Annotated in this window: 21 protein-coding genes; 12 read left to right on the plus strand and 9 right to left on the minus strand. The window is 61.0% G+C overall.

What is annotated here, in order from left to right; genetic code table 11:
• Positions 1–188: 188 nt before the first annotated feature.
• Positions 189–1,562 (minus strand): undecaprenyl-phosphate glucose phosphotransferase, encoded by a 1,374-nt coding sequence (locus tag NLM33_RS17745; RefSeq protein ID WP_254097366.1) that lies wholly within the window; start codon positions 1,560–1,562, stop codon positions 189–191.
• 251 nt (positions 1,563–1,813) lie between these two features.
• Here NLM33_RS17745 and NLM33_RS17750 point away from each other — a divergent pair, with 251 nt between their 5' ends.
• The 3 genes from NLM33_RS17750 to NLM33_RS17760 all read left to right on the plus strand — a co-directional run bounded on the left by NLM33_RS17750 (position 1,814) and on the right by NLM33_RS17760 (position 4,375).
• Positions 1,814–2,548, plus strand: a complete 735-nt coding sequence (locus NLM33_RS17750) for a hypothetical protein (protein ID WP_254097367.1) — start codon at positions 1,814–1,816, stop codon at positions 2,546–2,548.
• Positions 2,549–2,618: 70 nt separating this feature from the next.
• On the plus strand, positions 2,619–2,918 hold the full coding sequence (locus NLM33_RS17755; protein WP_254097368.1) for a hypothetical protein: 300 nt from the start codon (positions 2,619–2,621) through the stop codon (positions 2,916–2,918).
• Positions 2,919–3,022: 104 nt separating this feature from the next.
• Complete coding sequence (locus NLM33_RS17760; protein WP_254097369.1) at positions 3,023–4,375, plus strand: hypothetical protein; 1,353 nt, start codon at positions 3,023–3,025, stop codon at positions 4,373–4,375.
• A gap of 8 nt (positions 4,376–4,383) precedes the next feature.
• Here the strand turns inward: NLM33_RS17760 and NLM33_RS17765 are convergent, their stop codons facing one another.
• On the minus strand, positions 4,384–4,989 hold the full coding sequence (locus NLM33_RS17765) for a transglutaminase-like cysteine peptidase (RefSeq protein WP_254097370.1): 606 nt from the start codon (positions 4,987–4,989) through the stop codon (positions 4,384–4,386).
• Between the two features lie 176 nt (positions 4,990–5,165).
• Here NLM33_RS17765 and NLM33_RS17770 point away from each other — a divergent pair, with 176 nt between their 5' ends.
• From NLM33_RS17770 to NLM33_RS17780, 3 genes are all read left to right on the plus strand, one after another.
• Positions 5,166–5,906: a metallophosphoesterase gene (locus NLM33_RS17770; protein WP_254097371.1), complete on the plus strand. Its 741-nt coding sequence runs from the start codon at positions 5,166–5,168 to the stop codon at positions 5,904–5,906.
• Between the two features lie 24 nt (positions 5,907–5,930).
• Positions 5,931–6,593: a hypothetical protein gene (locus NLM33_RS17775; RefSeq protein WP_254097372.1), complete on the plus strand. Its 663-nt coding sequence runs from the start codon at positions 5,931–5,933 to the stop codon at positions 6,591–6,593.
• 131 nt (positions 6,594–6,724) lie between these two features.
• Positions 6,725–7,051: a hypothetical protein gene (locus tag NLM33_RS17780; protein WP_254097373.1), complete on the plus strand. Its 327-nt coding sequence runs from the start codon at positions 6,725–6,727 to the stop codon at positions 7,049–7,051.
• 304 nt (positions 7,052–7,355) lie between these two features.
• Here the strand turns inward: NLM33_RS17780 and NLM33_RS17785 are convergent, their stop codons facing one another.
• The 5 genes from NLM33_RS17785 to rfbC form a co-directional block, all read right to left on the minus strand.
• Positions 7,356–7,772, minus strand: coding sequence for a hypothetical protein (locus NLM33_RS17785; RefSeq protein ID WP_254097374.1), 417 nt, complete (start codon positions 7,770–7,772; stop codon positions 7,356–7,358).
• 51 nt (positions 7,773–7,823) lie between these two features.
• Positions 7,824–8,108 carry a hypothetical protein gene (locus NLM33_RS17790; protein WP_254097375.1) on the minus strand — a complete coding sequence of 95 codons (285 nt, stop codon included), beginning with the start codon at positions 8,106–8,108 and terminating at the stop codon, positions 7,824–7,826.
• 615 nt (positions 8,109–8,723) lie between these two features.
• On the minus strand, positions 8,724–8,879 hold the full coding sequence (locus NLM33_RS17795; RefSeq protein ID WP_254097376.1) for a hypothetical protein: 156 nt from the start codon (positions 8,877–8,879) through the stop codon (positions 8,724–8,726).
• 640 nt (positions 8,880–9,519) lie between these two features.
• Positions 9,520–10,419, minus strand: coding sequence for a dTDP-4-dehydrorhamnose reductase (gene rfbD / locus NLM33_RS17800; RefSeq protein WP_254097377.1), 900 nt, complete (start codon positions 10,417–10,419; stop codon positions 9,520–9,522).
• Positions 10,419–10,973: a dTDP-4-dehydrorhamnose 3,5-epimerase gene (gene rfbC / locus NLM33_RS17805; RefSeq protein ID WP_254097378.1), complete on the minus strand. Its 555-nt coding sequence runs from the start codon at positions 10,971–10,973 to the stop codon at positions 10,419–10,421. The genes rfbD and rfbC overlap by 1 nt, the downstream gene beginning before the upstream one ends.
• Positions 10,974–11,077: 104 nt before the next feature.
• Here rfbC and rfbA point away from each other — a divergent pair, with 104 nt between their 5' ends.
• Complete coding sequence (gene rfbA / locus NLM33_RS17810; RefSeq protein WP_254097379.1) at positions 11,078–11,953, plus strand: glucose-1-phosphate thymidylyltransferase RfbA; 876 nt, start codon at positions 11,078–11,080, stop codon at positions 11,951–11,953.
• A gap of 25 nt (positions 11,954–11,978) precedes the next feature.
• Positions 11,979–13,043, plus strand: a complete 1,065-nt coding sequence (gene rfbB / locus NLM33_RS17815; RefSeq protein WP_254097380.1) for a dTDP-glucose 4,6-dehydratase — start codon at positions 11,979–11,981, stop codon at positions 13,041–13,043.
• Positions 13,044–13,097: 54 nt separating this feature from the next.
• Here the strand turns inward: rfbB and NLM33_RS17820 are convergent, their stop codons facing one another.
• Positions 13,098–13,508, minus strand: coding sequence for a hypothetical protein (locus NLM33_RS17820; RefSeq protein WP_254097381.1), 411 nt, complete (start codon positions 13,506–13,508; stop codon positions 13,098–13,100).
• Positions 13,509–13,739: 231 nt separating this feature from the next.
• On the opposite strand from NLM33_RS17820, the gene galE reads away from it, so the two are divergent.
• The 4 genes from galE (at position 13,740) to NLM33_RS17840 (ending at position 16,712) form a co-directional block, all read left to right on the plus strand.
• Positions 13,740–14,735 carry a UDP-glucose 4-epimerase GalE gene (galE, locus tag NLM33_RS17825; protein ID WP_254097382.1) on the plus strand — a complete coding sequence of 332 codons (996 nt, stop codon included), beginning with the start codon at positions 13,740–13,742 and terminating at the stop codon, positions 14,733–14,735.
• Between the two features lie 285 nt (positions 14,736–15,020).
• On the plus strand, positions 15,021–15,194 hold the full coding sequence (locus tag NLM33_RS17830; protein WP_254097383.1) for a hypothetical protein: 174 nt from the start codon (positions 15,021–15,023) through the stop codon (positions 15,192–15,194).
• 773 nt (positions 15,195–15,967) lie between these two features.
• A complete protein-coding gene (locus tag NLM33_RS17835; protein ID WP_254097384.1) occupies positions 15,968–16,333 on the plus strand; it encodes a VanZ family protein in 366 nt (121 codons plus the stop codon).
• Positions 16,334–16,451: 118 nt separating this feature from the next.
• The gene (locus tag NLM33_RS17840) at positions 16,452–16,712 is read left to right on the plus strand and encodes a hypothetical protein (RefSeq protein ID WP_254097385.1); all 261 of its coding nucleotides are present in this window, start codon (positions 16,452–16,454) and stop codon (positions 16,710–16,712) included.
• Between the two features lie 163 nt (positions 16,713–16,875).
• Here NLM33_RS17840 and NLM33_RS17845 read toward each other — a convergent pair whose 3' ends face one another.
• Positions 16,876–17,283, minus strand: coding sequence for a hypothetical protein (locus NLM33_RS17845; protein ID WP_254097386.1), 408 nt, complete (start codon positions 17,281–17,283; stop codon positions 16,876–16,878).
• Positions 17,284–17,663 lie beyond the last annotated feature (380 nt).

Genomic DNA, 17,663 nt, shown 5'->3' on the forward strand with positions numbered 1-17,663 from the left:
AGTCCCCGTATTTTACCGCATCAGAATTGGGTCAAATCCCCAATGGAGTCAACGCGGCCTGTCCCCTGGGGAACAATAACCGCCGATTGTTGCGCCGCAGTTACACGTCTATTCCGGGAGGCCAATATCTGTGCGATCCGCTGCCCAGAAGTTGGCTGAAACGCTGCCTTTTGGATCAAGGAAGGGCCTTAATAGGCGTTGCGGCGGCGTGTAAGTTCTAGACAGGTCAGGACTAGAATCTTCAGGTCCAGCGCCAGACTCCAATTGTTGATGTACCACAGGTCGCAATCGACCCTGCCCTTCATCTGCTCGACGCGGGCGGTCTCGCCCCGATAGCCGTTGACCTGCGCCCATCCCGTAATCCCCGGCTTGACATGATGGCGATAGGCATATTCCGAGAGAATGTCGCCGTAGTGATCGTCGTGCGCCAGCGCATGAGGCCTCGGCCCGACCAGAGACATCTCGCCGCGCAGCACGTTGATGAGCTGCGGCACCTCGTCGATGCTCGAGCGGCGCAGAACGCTCCCGACCCTGGTCACGCGTGGATCGAACCGCTTGGCCTGCACGACCGTGGCGCCGTCCTCCATCACGGTCATCGTGCGGAACTTGAAGATCGGAAACTGCTTGGCGTTGAAGCCATTGCGCCGTTGCCGGAAGAACACGGGCCCCGGCGAATCGGACTTGATCGCGATTGCGCTCAGCAGCATCAAGGGCATGAGCAGGATCAGGCCGAGCGAGGCGCCGGCGATGTCAACCAGGCGCTTCGACAGCTGCTCGACGCGCGAGAGCGGGCCGCGCTGAATCTCGATCGAGAGCGACCGGCGCAGCCTGAACGACGGATTCTCCGCGAGCGAGCGGATGCGCCGGTCGGGCACCAACTGCACAGGCAGCGGGGAAATCCGCAACCGGTCCCGGACCAGCTCGAGCTTTCGGGTGTCGGTCCATGGAAACGCCAGCACGATCTCATCGACGCTGCGTTCGCGGCCGACGGCCAGCGCCTGCTCCAGCGAGGATGCTTCATCCTCGCTCATGGCAAATCCGCTGTTCCTGTCGCTGCTGAAGACGACGCGATCGACCTCGGTCAGACCGAACCGCTCCAGCAGTTCGTCGACGCCGAGCGCGGCGAGCTCTTCGCGCGTGCCGAGCACGATCGCGCGACGGCCCTGAACCTGTCCTTCCGCAACAGCGTTGACGACGAGACGTTTGGCGAACTGCCGGCAGACCAGGAGAAGCAGCAGCGCAAGCGAGCCGAAACAGATGATCGATCCGCGCGAGAATACCGCGCCGCTCTTCATCAGGAACGCCAGCAGCGTCAGCAGCAAGCTCACCATAAACCACTGCATGACGATCCGGCCGGCATCCCTTCTGCGCCTCGAGAACGCGATGCGAAGATCATAGAAGCCGCTGGACTGTCCGATCAGAACATAGAGCGACGCAGCGATGATGCCGGCTCCAAGTAGCTGGTCCGCATTCCTGAATTCGCCGTTTGCAACAATCTGATAGAGCCCGCCGCCGGCGATGCTCGCGAAGATGATGAGAAAGCCGTCGACCAGCGCTAGCACGTACTGAAGCGCGGAATAAGGGATCTTGAACTTGTGCCCCGATCCGCCCGGCTCCGGAGAACGACCAACAAGATCAGGGGACGGCGATCCAACAGCGCTTGAGCCACGCGTCGGCACGTTCTTTGGCGCGAGCTCTGACGAGTCGCTGCTGACTGAACTCTGAGGGATCAGGATCGCCTCCCAAGTACCGACAATTTAGTGCGAATTAACCAGCGGGAAGAGAACAACAATTATGCTGCAATGCAACAAAATTGCGCAATGCGATAGATCAACTTTTTATGTTAATTGTTATTTTAAGTGCCAAAGGATTGGACGGCAAGTCAAGCACGCAAGCGCGTTCAGGCAAATTAAACATTCGTAAAGGTCAGCGACAAAAAGTGACGCGCGTTTTCATTTTCCTTGCCCTGGCTCTGCTTGCTGCCGGCGGGGGGGCACTAGCTAACACGCTGCGTGTCGCCCAACTGCAAAACTGCGTTCCGGGCTCCAGCGCGGAGCAGCGGCAGCGTTGCGATGACGCCATAACCGAGCAGCTGAAGTCAACCAGCCGAACGACGCAGCTCGACCAGGGCTGGCGCCTGGTGACCACGACGGAGCCGGACGGCCGCGGCGAAGCCGTTTCGGTCATGCGCACAGTGGATTCGGCGAAGTCCGACCTCGGCATAGCAGGCCTCAGCCTTCGCTGCGGTCGAAACGGCGCCATCGAGGTGGTGCTCATCATGCTCGACCCGATGGCGCGCAGCAGTCACCCGAAAGTGGCGCTAACCGCGGGCACCGATCGCAAGGAGTTCGAAACGACGGTCGCCACCAGTGGCGAAGCCCTGTTGCTGCCGTCCGCGGCATCGAGCCTCGCGACCGGTGCTTGGCGTGACGCGGCGGAAGTGTCGATCGAAGTCACGACAAGCTCGAATCCGATCCGCGGCGTCGTTCCGATCGGCGGACTTCAGGCCGCGCTGCGCGCACTCGCGCCCCATTGCGCGATTCGATAGCGACGGTTGCTTCAATTGATTTAGCCCTTTTTTAGGAGTCCACGTGAAAAGGTGGAGGCGGAGATCAAACATGTTTCCGCTTGCCATCTTCCTGTTTCTTGCTGGTGCCACCCTTGCCTGGGCCTTTCGCGTCTGGGTCATGGTGCCTGTGACGCTGCTGGCAATGCTGGTTGGGTTCGGACTCACGCTCGCGCTCGGCTCGGATTTTCTCGGTGCGCTCGGCCGCGGCCTGCTGATCGGCGTCATGCCGCAGTTCGGCTACGCTTTGGGTCTCGTGACACGAAGCACGCTTGCCGGGATGCGCGCACCGAGAACCTCGCGCAGCGTCGCTTTGCTCTATCGCCAGCGTTCGACCGATCCCACACGCTAGGCTGCCGCTCCCGGGCTACATCACGATCGGACAATCTGTTCAACCAGCGCAAGGCGCCGGAGCCGGAAAGTTTGCGTCCCGCGATCCTTGTGCGATAGTCCCCGGTGACTGAGCATCTGGCGCTCGTCAGTCGCGCCGCAATTCCGAAGTTTTCCGACTTGTCGATCGCCTTTCGCCTGCTGATGATTCTGCTTGCGGCGACACCGGTCTTCGCGCTCACCTCGGGTGCGCGGGCCGAGGCTGCTTTTGCGATGGCCGCGGCGGCCATCCTGATCTCGGCTGCAACAGGCGCGCAGCGCGACGTCGCGCCCGCGATGCGGCTGATCCGGCGATTTTCCGTAGCGATGCTTCTCCCTGTCGTCTGGATGATGCTGCAAATCATGCCGCAACCATTCTCGAGCCTGACCAATCCGATCTGGTCCACGGCCGCGATTGCACTGAACGATCCCACACTTTGGGGCCGCATCAGCCTCGATCCGGGATCCACGATGCGCGGCCTTTTCCATTATTTGGCAATGCTCTCGCTGCTTACTGGCACCATCATCGTGACCAGAGATCGACACCGCGCCGAGACAACCCTCCTGGTTCTTAGCATTGTGACCGCGTTCATCTCGCTCGAACTGCTGCTAGGCCGGCTAGCCGAATTCGCCGGCATCATCCCTAATCCGGTCGAGGCCCTCATAACGGTCGCGGCGCTGGCGGTCCTTGCGGGCGGCGCCGTCATCATCATGGCGATTGAACGCCATCTGAGCCGCCGCGACCAGGACGAGTCGTCACTTACCCCGCTACTGTCCAGGCTTGCGATCGGCCTGACCGGCACGGTTCTCGGGATTGCCGCCGCGTCAAGCTTGGCGCCAAGGAATCTGCTTGTCGCGATCGCGCTTGGCTGCGCTACGCTGCTGTTCATTGCGGTGGTTCGGCGTATCGGACTGCGCACCTGGCCGTCGCTGACGCTGTTCCTCATCTTCGCGGGTCTAGCGACCATCCTTCTCATCCCGCATCTGCAAAATTCCCGTTCGGCGGGAATCGCCGGATTTGCGGCTGCGGATGGCGACTCGCTCTCACTGGCGGAGCGCGCGCTCTCCGACACGCCATGGCTCGGCAATGGCGTCGGCAGCTTTGCATTTCTGTCGCAGGTCTATCGCGATTTCGGTGCAGCGCCGACGCCTGCCCCGCCCTCGACGGCGATCTCCGTCGCGGTCGAATGGGGCTTTTCGGGATTGGTCGCGTTGGCGGCCCTGGCACTGCTGGTCTCTGCCGCCCTGTTCATGGGGGCGGTCAGGCGCGGACGTGACTCTTTTTATGCGTCTGCCGCGGCTGCCGGAATTCTCGCGCTGCTGTGCGGAGCCTTCTGTGATTCGGGCTTGCTTCTTCCGGCGACGCAGATCGCCGCCGCAGTGATGGTGGGCCTTGGGCTCGCGCAAAGCGAAGGACGCACCAAGGGCGATGCGGGCTAGGACGGCGATTAGACGCCGCGTGCCGCAACCGTCGCCCAGAGCTTCTGGCTGCTCGGGAGCTGCACGCGAACCCATCGGTAAGGCACGCGCGCCCAGGGCTTGATCTGGGGATTGAGGTTGTCGAGGACGAGGTCGCCGGTCCGGGTGCGAACCACCAGCACCAGATGATGCTCGCCCGAGCTGACCACGACTTCGGCCAGCAGCAGCGTCCTCGCCGGCCAGCCCCGCGCCAGCAGCTCATGACGCTTGCTCACGGCGTAGTCGTTGCAATCGCCGCGGGCGGGATTGATCAGCCATTTCTCGCCGGCAAGACCGAGTTCGTTGTTCTCGGGAATGATCTCGCGGTTGACGACCTGATTGATCTCCTTGAGATCGGCCCAGCGCTCCTCGGTCAGCTTGAGTGGACCGCCCCGAAAGATCGGCCGCTTGCGGCACTCGTCCTGGTAGCGTACGCAAAACTGCGTATACGCCATCGGCGGCAAGGTCGGCGCCTCCAGCTTGATATGCTGGATCGCCGATTGCAGTCCCATCGGCATGCCCAGCAATCCAGCGCGAGCCGGCTGGAACATGCTGAGCGTCGCCGCGATCGCGACCAAGGCCGAAAACTTACGCATGGATTGCTCCCCACATCTCTCTTGAGGTAGGAAGCTAGACCTAACGATTTGAGATTCTGCGCCGTTTCGCCCGTCAAATAGAACTAAAAGCGACGCACCCGTTGGTTAAACTGTTTACTATACCGGGACATACGCGTGTTCGGGTTCTGACCGGTAAGGCCCAAGAAGTTCGAAAAATGCTGCCATTGCGGCGATCAAAATCCAAATCCGAAAAGCCGAGATTGCCGGCGGGCATCCGCATCTACGCCATCAGCGACATCCATGGCTGCGCAGATCTGCTTCAGCAGATGTTCACCGTAATCGATCGTGACCTCTCGACCGGCACGGCCGAGCGCGCGATCCACGTGTTTCTCGGGGATTACATCGATCGGGGCCCCGACTCCAACCGTACCATCGAGCTTCTGGTCGAGCGCGGCCTCAAGCACGAGTCGGTTTTTCTCAAGGGTAACCACGAATCGTTCCTGTTCGACGTGCTCGAGGACGCCTCCCAGTTGCAGGACTGGAAGCAGTTCGGCGGGCTCCAGACGCTGGTCTCCTACGGCCTTCGACCCTCGCTCAACCCCGACGCCGAAGAACAGGCGGAGCTAGTGCGACAATTTGCGCAAGCGATTCCGCCGCGCCACCTGCACTTTCTGAAGAATCTCCGTCCCCGCTTCGTGTGCGGTGATTTCTTTTTCGTTCACGCCGGGGTCAAGCCGGGCGTCGCCCTCGCCAAGCAGCAGGAGCACGACATGCTGTGGATTCGCGATGAATTCCTCGATAGCAATCGGAATTTCGGCAAATACATCGTGCACGGTCACACGCCGGTGCAGCAACCCGATCTGCGGCCCAATCGGGCGAACATCGACACCGGTGCCTACGCAACGGGCAACCTCACGCTTTTGACAATTCAAGGCGATCGTCTACTCGCAGTGTGAACGATCCACCCTCTTGAGGACTGAATGCTCTCGTCGAGCCGAACCCGTATCGTCCTGATCATCCTCGCGCTCGCGACGGGCTGCTACGGAGCTGCATCGTTAATCGCAGAGGCGACGGCGCTGGACCGGCCGGAATTTCCATGGGATTTAAGCAAAGGCAGCCCACTTGTGTCGTCAGGTTCAGAGTGGCTTGGACTTCTCTTTGTATTCCGGTCGGACCTCGCGGCCGATCAGGTTCTTGCGGCGGCATTGAACGCAATCCAGAAGGGCAAGTCCGGTGGATCTGCTGCCGCGGACGATGAGCCGTTGCGGACGCGCCTCAAGCGAACGGTTGCGTTCGCCCCCTATGACGCCGGCCTTTGGCTCTCCCTCGCCCTCCTGGAGATGCAGCGCGATCCGAACAGCCCGACCACGGTCGAGGCGCTGCGAATGTCCTATCTAACGGCGCCAAACGACGCGCGTTTGATGCCGGCACGTCTGGATGCGGCCACGCGCTTCGACGCGGTTGCCGATCCCGACCTTAAAGAGCTGGCGCTGGGAGACGTACGCATCATGTTGACGCGCTCCCCCGCCCAAAAGACCGCCGTCGTTGCAGCCTACCGCCGGGCCTCGAGCCGCGGACGGGCCTTCCTGGATGAAGCCACCCAATCCATCGATCCGGCTTTTCTGCCCACCCTGCGCAGCTAGCCGCGTCGTGACGTCGCCAGCGCCGTGACATGCGGGACACGATGCGACGAGGAAATGTCGGGCAAAAATAAACCATATTGCCCGAGTTCGCCGGAGCGTCTAAGGTTGCGCCGAGTTGGGGAAACACGGCTATGCAATCTCTTCGCGGCATTCTCGGACTTGTGGCAAGCTTGACCTGCTTTGCAGTGCCTGCGTTGGCGGCCGACTATCCGGTCGCTCCGTTGCAGGAGCGCGCGGCGCGCGTGCTGCATATCGACCGCGGGCCTAATCCTTATTGCGGTCCGCGGTGCGGCTGCCCCACCGTCGTGCATGTCCGGCACCGCTCTCTTGAGCGCTCCTATTCGTACAATTTCGATCCGCGCACGCGCGACGAGGATCCGCACTACTTCTACGGACGGACGCGGACTTATGTGCGCTTTGCCAGTCCCGCCAATCCTGATCGCGTCCTGCAGTACTGATCTGCCGAGCCTGCGGCATACGCTGTAGCGGAAGCAGATCGCCTTGAGGTGAGCTGGCGCCCGTGTCTCTTTACCCGATCTGGCTCCCGCCCGCGCGATTCGGCCTACACGTGATGGCAGGCGCGATCGACAAAGCGCGCGAGGCTGTCCTCGATCCGGGTCTTAGGCCCAAAAATCGATATCCCCTTGGCACCATAAACGGACGTAAGCTGGCAAACTCCAGCGGGTCGTCGTTCCTTGCCGACCACCTCAAGCGCAAAATCTCAATGGAGTTCAGAATCTGCCCGCGCGACTGGCGGCGAGACTAGTTTGTGGCCGTCTGCTGGTAGTCCGGAAACCGGCTTAGCATGGCTGCCTTGATGAACTTGAAATGAGCAATTGAGGACCCGAGCTCCTTGAGCCGGCGCTGGCCGTTCTGGATCTCTTTGTCGAACAGATCCTGGTGGTGTTTGTCCAAGGCCTCGCGCTCCAGGTACTCGTCGTCGCCATTGCCGAAGGTCACCGCGGCGCGCGCGAGGACGTCCTCGACGCGGCGATTCAGGCCTGATTGCTCACTCTCTGCGGCGCGCAGAGCGGTCTCGATCGCATCCATGATGGCTTCGATGCGCGCGCGGTCGGTTTCCGCATCGCGCTCAGGCGAGCGCGCGCGAAATTCCGTCTCACCGCGAAAGCGGTCTCTCAGGAGAGAGTGGGTACGAGCCCGCAAGAACAGCTGAAACATGCGTGCATTTTCCGGTTTGAGGCGCCAGCCCAGAAAATGGGTCCGGCATGGTTAAGAAAGGCTAAAGCTTTCGCCCTTCTCTGCCCGGTTCTGCGCCATCCAGGCCTTCCACGCGCCCTCGTGCTTGGCATAGAGCTCGAGCCAGCGCTGCTCGCCGGCGGCCGGCCACCGACCATCATTTTCGCACGCAGCCTGCGTGCCGCCAATAGCTGCCGTGGGCTCGCCGTCCAGACGCTCGAACTCGCACGTTTCCTCCGGCGTGAGGCCGATCAGCACACGCCGCCCGATCGGATCGACAAAATATCGCCGCGGCGCGTTGTTCCTCAGGCTAGTCATGACGCGCCGCCTCTTTCACAATCCACGGACCGCTCAACCCGACGACCATAGACCCCGACAAAAAGCGGAATGCCCACCAGCGGCACGACCACAGCAATCAGCCAGATCATCAACTCAAGACCCCACTCAACGCAGCACGGACGGCAATTACTTTGCTTGCAAAATCCGTGCGCAACCTAGCTTCAGGGCGTCAGCCAAACAACCGCGCGCGCGATTTAACCTAACCCGACATGGTTACCCCCGAAGGCGGCTTGCCTCGCGTTGCCCAGTCTCTGCAGCAACTCCTCAGAAAGCGCGGTGCACCCTGGCCGGCCGAGGATTGGAGGGGCTATAGGGAGCGTAGAGCCGCCGGTGCTCCTGGCGCTTATGAGACCGCCACGCGCGCGCAGCGTACCCAAGAGCGAAACCAGCGAAGAAGATCAAGAGCAGGATCAGGACGGGCGCCATCGCAGTTTTTCCATTTGCGGAACGTTTCGATCTCCCCGGATATCCTGTTCATTCCCGCCATTCTCATCGTCCAGTTGTGACGACATCATGATGAACGCCGCTGAATTTCGTGTCAGGCTCGAGAATTTTTGGGCAGCACTGTGCTCGCGAGGTGAACTTTGATTCTCGTCAACCGAGGAACCAGAGGAACAGTTTCACCAGTAGCAGCGTAATGAAGTAGACCCAGCCTGCCATCGCAATCAGCGTCACGCTGAAAAATGCGCCTTCGAATGCCCGCTCTCTGATCTTTGCAAGAGGCAATGCCGTTAGAGCTCTCTGCAGCATGTCGGTCTTCGCGTTGTTGTTTGCGCGAGACATAGCAGAACGAATTCGACGATCTCGTGACGCCGGTTGTCTCGCACAACGAATGCAACGTGATTTTTCGGAGATAACAACAATGCGCGATTAGATTTGACGTTCAATCTAATTTATCGCGAGAACTAATTCTGCGCGCATCGGTTGTCGCGATCCGACGCACGCAAGACGGCGCGAGAATTCATGCGCGCATCTAGCGCGGCGCAATCGGGACGAACTCGGCCGTCTCGCCGTCCGGGCCAGACCTGTCGCGCAGGACGAAGAGCACTTTATCTGTCGACACGACATCGCCTGGTCAAAGGGTGTCATCGTTGAGCACCCGCTGAGATGCGATTTTCTCCGGCTGACCTGCGCATCGGAGATCTCGCTCTTGAACCGAGGCACCCGAGGAACAGCTTCACCAACAGCAGCGTGATGAGGTAGATCCAGCCTGCCATCGCAATTAGCGCCGCACCAAATGTCGACATAGCGGACCGAAGACGCAGGCGCGCGCTTTCCCGGTGTTGTCGCTGACAGTTCACAGCGAACGCTTTCCAGCGTCCGACACATATTTACAGGCTCGGGGAAACTCTCAGTTCATGCCGACCGAAGGGCGCACCGCGTCGGCAAGCTAGCCGGCGCTAGCCATCATGATGTCCAGCTCGCGCTCGAGGGCGCGCTGCCATGTCGGTGTCTCCAGACCAAAATCCCGGCGCAGACGCTCGAGACTGAGACGCGAGTTGGCCGGTCGCGTTGCCTTGACCGGGAACTCATCCGCGCGAATCGGATTGATGGTCTCGACCAGCAGATCCGCACCGCGCGCCTTCAGTCCGGCAACGATCGCCGCGGCGAACCCGTGCCAGCTTGTTTCGCCTGCACACACGACGTTGACGACACCTTTTCGTCGTTCAAATACGGAGTCCATGCCGGAGCGATCTCTGGGAATGATATTCGCCACGACATCCGCGATCGTCTTCGCCGAGGTCGGCGCGCCGATCTGGTCGGCGACGATGCGAAGCTCTTTGCGCTCTTTTGCCAGTCGCGCGATCGTCTTGAGAAAGTTCGCGCCGCTCGCCGCGTAGACCCAGGACGTGCGAACGATCAGATGAGGCGCGCCGGAGTCGGCAATGGCCGTATCGCCGGCCAGCTTGCTCGCGCCATAAGCCGATAGCGGCCCAGTCGCGCTGTCCTCACGCCAGGGCTCGGTGCCGGAGCCATTGAAGACGTAGTCCGTCGAGAAATGGATCAGCGGAACGTGATGACGCGCAGCCCATTCAGCCATCTCAGCCGGCGTTTCCGCATTGACGCGGAACGCAAGCTCGCGCTCCTCTTCGGCGCGGTCGACTGCCGTGTAGGCGGCTGGATTCACGATCAGATCTGGCTTCAAAGTGTCCAGCCTTGCCGCGATCTCATCCGGCCTCGACAGATCGAGCTCCTGACGCAACGGAGTTGCAACGGTTGCCCATGGCTGAAGCAGGGGCAGCAACGCGCCGCCTACCTGTCCCGCGGTTCCTGTCAGCAGAATCCGCATCAAACCTGTCCGTACACAGGGAGGTTCTTGACGTCAGCTAGAAGAGGCGCGGCCGCATCCTTCGCGGAGAGTGACGGATTTGAAATCCCCCAATCGATCCCGATCGCCGGGTCGTCCCAACGCACCGAGACCTCATCCTTGGGGCTGTAGGCGTTGTCGCACTTATAGAAGAAGTCCACCGTCTCGGAGAGGACGACAAATCCGTGGGCAAAGCCGCGAGGAACCCAGAGCTGCCTACGGTTCTCATCGTTCAGTTCGACGGCGACGTGCCGCCCAAATGTTGGGCTGCCGATGCGAACGTCAACGGCAACATCGAGCACGCGCCCCCGCAGAACCGTCACGAGCTTGCCTTGCGTCACTGGATTCTGCAGATGCAAGCCGCGAAGCACGCCGTAGCTCGAACGCGACAGATTATCCTGCACGAAGGGACGGACGATGCCGCTCTCCACATAACGACTTAACTGATATGTCTCGAGAAAGAAACCGCGCTGGTCCCCGAACAATTTGGGTTCAACAACAAGCACTTCCGGCAAGTCTGTCGCAATTACGTGCATCTGCGGTTACACACCTTGAGTATCAGCATTTACTGTGAGCCTATATCAAACTTGTGCACCGCACACCATCTGTTAGTTTATGGTTGGTAAATCTGCGAGGGACTATGAAGGGTATCATACTCGCCGGCGGAACCGGCTCGCGCCTCTATCCGGTGACGACCGTCGTTTCGAAGCAATTGCTTCCGGTATTTGACAAGCCGATGATCTATTATCCGTTGTCGACGCTAATGCTCGCCGGAATTCGCGAGATCTTGATCATCTCCACGCCTGCCGACAAGCCGTTGTTCCAGCGGCTACTTGGCGACGGCTCTGAGCTGGGCCTGAAGTTTTCCTACGCCACGCAAGAGACCCCTCGCGGCCTTGCCGACGCCTTCATTGTCGGCCGGAATTTCGTTGGCGATGACTCCGTGGCGCTCGTTTTGGGCGACAACATCTTCTACGGGCATGGCCTTCCGGAAATGCTGGCGAAGGCCTCTGCCCGCAAGAGCGGGGCCACTGTGTTCGGCTACGTCGTCAACACGCCTGAACAATATGGTGTGATCGAACTCGACAAGTCCGGCCGCGCGCTGTCGATCGAAGAAAAGCCGAAGCAGCCGAAGTCGGATGTGGCGGTAACCGGACTTTATTTCTACGACAATGACGTTCTCGATATCGCGGCCAATGTAAAGCCCTCGGCCCGGGGCGAGATTGAGATCACAGACGTCAACAACGCTTATCTCGAGCGCGGCGATCTGTTCGTGGAAGTGCTGGGCCGCGGATTTGCATGGCTCGACACCGGCACGCACGCCTCCCTGGTCGAGGCCAGCCATTTCGTGCAGATCCTCGAGCAACGGCAGGGACTTCGCATTGCCTGTCCGGAGGAAATCGCGCTAAGACGTGGGTATATCTCGCTCGAGGCCTTCAACCGAGTGGCCGAGAAGACCTCGAAGAGCAGCTACGGCGAATATTTGAAATCTGTCGCGCGCTCGTTCCGCGCCTGATGGCCGACATTGAGGTGATTGAATCATGCGGTTCAAGGGATCTACGATTTTCGTCACAGGCGGAGCGGGCTTCATCGGATCGGCCGTCGTCCGTCATTTGCTGCGCGACACGCATGCGCGCGTCGTCAACCTGGACAAGCTGACTTACGCTGCCAATCCCGAGTCACTTCCCGGCGCAGACGGCAATCCCCATTATGCGTTCGAAAAGCAGTGCATCTGCGAAGGGCCCTCGCTGCGAAAGCTCTTCGAAAAGTATCAGCCCGATGCGGTGATGAATCTCGCCGCCGAAAGCCACGTGGACCGCTCCATCGACGGCCCCGGCGAGTTCATCCAGACCAACATCGTGGGCACCTTCACCCTATTGCAGGAGGCGCTGCGCTATTGGCGAACGTTGCCGGCGGAACGGCGCGACCGCTTTCGCTTCCTCCACATCTCGACCGACGAGGTCTTCGGCACGCTCGGCGCCGAGGGGCTGTTCTCGGAAGAGACCGCCTATGCACCGAACTCGCCCTACTCCGCCAGCAAGGCGTCCTCGGATCATCTGGTGCGCGCCTGGCGCGAGACCTACGAGCTTCCGACCATGGTCACCAACTGCTCGAACAACTATGGTCCCTATCACTTCCCCGAGAAGCTGATCCCGCACATGATCATCAAGGGACTCGCGGGAGAATCATTGCCGGTCTATGGCGATGGTCAGAACGTCCGCGACTGGCTGTACGTCGAGGACCATGCCAAGGCACTGACGCTCGTGCTGGAGCGCGGCGTGGTCGGAGAGACCTACAATGTCGGCGGCCGCAACGAGCGGACCAACCTGCACGTCGTCGAGAAGGTCTGCGAACTCCTGGACGAGATCGTGCCTGCAAACACGGGTTCGCGGCGCAGCCTGATTTCCTTCGTCAAGGACAGGCCGGGCCACGACCGCCGCTACGCGATCGACGCGTCAAAGATCGAGCGCGAGCTGGGCTGGCGCGCTGAGGAGAACTTTGAAAGCGGCTTGGCGAAGACTGTCCGGTGGTACTGCGAGAACCGGAAATGGTGGCAGGCCATTCTCGATCGCGGGTATCAGCAGGCACGTATCGGCCTAGGCTGACGGATGCGCCTCGGCTCCGACCGTTGTGCGCCAGCATCCTGTTCAAGGACTTGATCAGCGCGGCACAACGGGGACGAATTGCGCGGCCTGCCCGTCCACGCCGGACCAGCCACGAAATTGCAGCAGGCCCTTGTCGGTCGAAACGATGTCGCCCGGCTGCAGCGTATCGTCGTTGAGCACGCGCTGGGACGCAATTTTTTCCGGCGGATCGGGCGGGATCGCCGCCCGCAATGGCGCCTGAAGCTTCCAGTCCAATCGCGCCTGATCCGCGCGCCTGCGCGCCTCGGAAATGCGGCGTTTCCAATCCTCGCGGGACATCAAGCTGTCGGGCGATGGGGCCGTCTCGGCGCCCGCCGCATCCGCCGGTGTTGATGCGCCCGGCGTTGAGACTTCGGCCGAAACGGACTCATCGCCCGCGAGCCCCTTTCCGCCGCCGGCGAACGTCGCCAGCACGAGCATGATCACGCCACAACGAGTTCGTCTTTGCATCATCGATCGCAGTCCACGGCTCGAAATATGCAATCAATTTAGCCGGTTATCCATTCAGCGTCATCAGGCTGAAACGACGCTCATGTGTTCTCAACCAGTGGGGTTGGGCTAACAGACGGGACCAATTTGACCACCCCGGCCTGAGCGCACTATCAATGGCCCTGATGCAGACGACGGTTCTTCCCCCTGCCAAGCCGCGGAGATGACATGACCAACCGACCGACTGTCCTCGTTACGGGAGGCGCCGGCTATATCGGCTCGCACGCCTGCCGCGCGCTGGCTGTGGCCGGCTATCAACCCATCGTCTATGACAATCTGTCTACCGGCCATAAGAGCTTCGTCGCGGGTCCGCTGGTGATCGGCGATCTGCTGGATGAAACGACGCTCGCCCGCACTTTCGCTGAACACGAGATTGCGGCCGTGATGCATTTTGCGGCCGCGAGCCTGGTCGGCGAGTCCGTAGCCGATCCGCAAAAGTACTACATCAACAATTTGCAGGGCACGCTGTCGCTGCTGAAGGCCATGCGCAATGCCGGCTGCCATCGCATCGTGTTCTCTTCCACCGGTGCGGTCTACGGCAACGCCGACAGCAAGACGCTGCCGGAGGCTTTCGCCTGCGCGCCGATCAACCCCTACGGCGCATCGAAATGGATGATCGAGCGCCTGCTCGCCGACTATCGCTCGGCGTATGGCTTCGGCGCGTTTTGCCTGCGCTATTTTAATGCCAGCGGGGCTGATCCTGCCGGCGGCATCGGCGAGCTGCGTGACAACGAGACGCATCTCATCCCGCGCGCCATGATGGCGCTGCAGGGACATGTCGGCGACTTCGCCGTCTTCGGCGACGATTACGACACGCCCGACGGCACCGCGATCCGAGACTACATCCACGTCACTGATCTTGCGGCCGCGCATGTCGCTGCGCTGAAACTGCTGCTCGAGAGACATGCCGGCGGCAGCTTCAATCTCGGCACCGGCACAGGCTTCTCGGTGCGCGAGATTCTCTCTGCGATCAAACAGGAGACCGGGCGGGAGGTCCCTCACGTCGTCAAGCCGCGACGGCCAGGCGATCCGACCTACCTGGTCGCCGATCCCTCCGCTGCGCGCAGCGTGCTGAATTTCGTGCCGACTCATTCCGACCTGCCCACCATCATTCGTACCGCCTGGGCTTGGCACCAGAAGGCTCATCCGGTGAAGCAGAAGTAACGCGGCGCCGTCGCCATCTGCCGGGTCAGAGCGAGGATTCACCATACGCGGATCGGCCTCGGCTAGCGAAACTCCCGTGGTTGTACGGAGCCACGCGCGCTGATTTCGTCGCGGTAAGGTTGAGCAGTTAGCTTAATCCGCAGTCTTTGTTGCGCATTTTCGTCAATCGCTTATCCCTCTTACGCACCGGGCTTCCCCAAGGCCCGGCCCCACCCAAGCAAAGCCGTCGAGCGAACATGGGTCGCTTGGCGGCTTTGTCGTTGTGTTAAGAGGATCGTTTTCGTCATGGCCCGCAAGCCCTGGTCATTCAAGGAAGACCGCCGGTTAATGGAGCTAGCCAAGTCTTCGGTTACGTTGGAAGAGGCGGCGAAACAGCTGGGACGGTCGCACGACGCTGTGAAGCGCATGGCGCTGCGACTTGGTCTGTCGCTCAAGTCCAAGGCCGTCAAGAAGAGCTGAGGCCGACGGCCAGGTTTTCGGAATTCTCCGGAATAGCCGCTCGATTCAGGCGGTCTCGACCCTTGGCTGTTGGCCACCCTTAGGACAAGAACGTCAAGCTGTCGCTCAACGTCGTGCCAAAACACCTCTTGAGCGCCGATAATCCGCGAGTTCGACCGCAGCCAAGCTGGCAAGATCGGCCAAACTTCCAACCGTTCAAAGAAGGTGTGCGGTCGATCTGGTTGCGACTATTGCCGGTCCTCGTATCGCTCGCAGCGGGGATCGCCACGCTTCACCAGTGCAAATTCGTTCAGTGGCGGGAAACACTGCTGAAGTGAGTACTGGTCGCCGTACGGAGGTGGCGAGCGGAAGCAAATCTTCACACCGATCGGCACCTCGTACACCCTACCCCCGATGGTATAAATGCACGGATCGGTCTTAGGCTGTGGCGCTTTCTCTTGCGCGAAAGCTGCAACGGGCAACAGGAGCACGGACAAAGCAATGGCGAACGCGCGCATAGGGAACTCCTCGAGTTTTTTACCCTTCGCTGACCATCCGTTGCATTCTATTGCCACAGCCGCGGACTACGCAACGTAGAAAGCGTTCGGCAGGGACGACGTTTGCGCCCTCTCGCCTTGAGGATGAAAACGAGCCACGGGCTGCTCATGAGACGAGCAAGTCCGGCACGCGCGCCGTCGCGCGGTCACAAGGACGTGTGCCCCCACAGAGCAGGATATTAACGATGTCCTGAACTTCCGCTGAGGCAAAGCTATCGTTGCTATAAAGATCGCCCCATGACCCGGAACAAGCTCATTGCCGCAACGGGCATTTGCCTCGCGCTGATCATCTACGCCACGCTCGCCGCGCTGACGGGGCGGCCGGTGCTGATCGGCCATGCCGAAGCCTATTGGGTCGTCGTGATCGAACGCTTCAGCGCATATGGCCTCCTGGGCTTCCTGCTGGCCTTCCTGCTGCCCGGGCGCTTCACCCAGGCCTGCCTGCTCGTGGTCGGCGTCGCCGTTTCGCTCGAACTCCTGCAAGCGCTGCGGCCGGACCGGGATGCCGCCTTCTTCGACGTCATCCAGAAAGCGGCCGGCGGGATCGTCGGGGTCAGCATTGCGCAGACCGTTTTGGCGTTTCTGCCCCGGCCGCGCTCCTGATCCGGCACTCCGAGCCTGGCAAGGGCGGCGTCGGCAGGAGAGTCAAGTCGATAGCAGACTTGCCGGATGACGCCTTGCCCGCCTATTGTCCCGCGGACATTGAGGAGAGACGTCGCCCATGATCAGAATTGTAATTGCGCTTTTGGCCGCTTCGCTGATCGCCGGTGAAAGCGCGTGGGCTCAAACCACTTCTTCGAACGGAATCCGCAGCGGATATGGCGCTCCGGCGGGTTCGCCGCCGTCGACGACGCCCACGACGTCATCTTCGACCACGTCGACCGGCACCCGCAATGTGGGAACCGGCCAGGGCCGGACCGAGGGCGCCATGGGCCTCACCCCGCAGCTCCAGAGAGAACTCGGGATCGGTCGCCAGCAATAGGCGGGATCCTGAGCCGCCGGACTTGGCGGCCCCCGTTCTGGTTGAACACTCGCGGCTAGGGAAAATTCCGATAGCGGATTTATGCCTGGTTCGAAGGCATTATGTCCGCTTGACGCGGCACCGACCATGTCATCCTTTGCGATGGATCGCGGAGGAGGACGCCTCAAGCCACGCCGCGCTTGTCGCCCTCTTCGCACGTCAGCAACTCGGCCATCTGCCGATGGGTATCGCGCAAGGCCTCGATCGCACCGTCGAGATCGAAATCCGACTCGCGAATGCTGGCGAAGAACCTGGCCGTCAGCGCCAGATTAAGCTTAACGCGCGTCGCGCCGTCGCTGCTCTTGCGACGGTGAAGCGACAGATGTCGCACCATGAGCCTGGCTTCCGCCGCGCTGCAAATGCAGAGCGTCGCGAGTTCATCATACGTCATCCAGACTTGGGGCATGTTCCTGACCGCCGGTTGCGAGACCCGCAACGTAGGGCGCATTCGTAAAAGCGAGGTTGCCGATCGCGACGTCTCTTTCACAACGCCACCAAAGGCAGCGCTTTCGTCGGACGCGAGGGCGTCCACTCGCATGATCCCGGCTACGGGAGAGAATCACTCGAGACCGCACAAATATCCGAAAGAGGTATGAGACGTACCCGAAAGGCCATTGGGACGCACGACGTTTGCCGCGCAGAATCTGCAATCGGTAAACAGCTGGCCGGCATGGAGATCACCATGATCAAATTTTTCCTCCCCGCAGTGCTTTTGACCCTCTCGGTCTCTGCCCAAGCTGGAGGAGCTGCGCAACCGTCGCAGTCCAGCAGCAGTCACCTAGGTGCCGTGGGAAACAGCCGCTCCCCCGTGGCCACGCAACCGAGCAGCAACCCGTTCAAGAATCCGATCGCTCAAGGTGTGCCACCTGCGGTTTCTGCCAACCCCGCCTTAAACAGTAACCATACGAACGT

This window comes from Bradyrhizobium sp. CCGUVB1N3 (assembly GCF_024199925.1).
Lineage (GTDB): Bacteria > Pseudomonadota > Alphaproteobacteria > Rhizobiales > Xanthobacteraceae > Bradyrhizobium.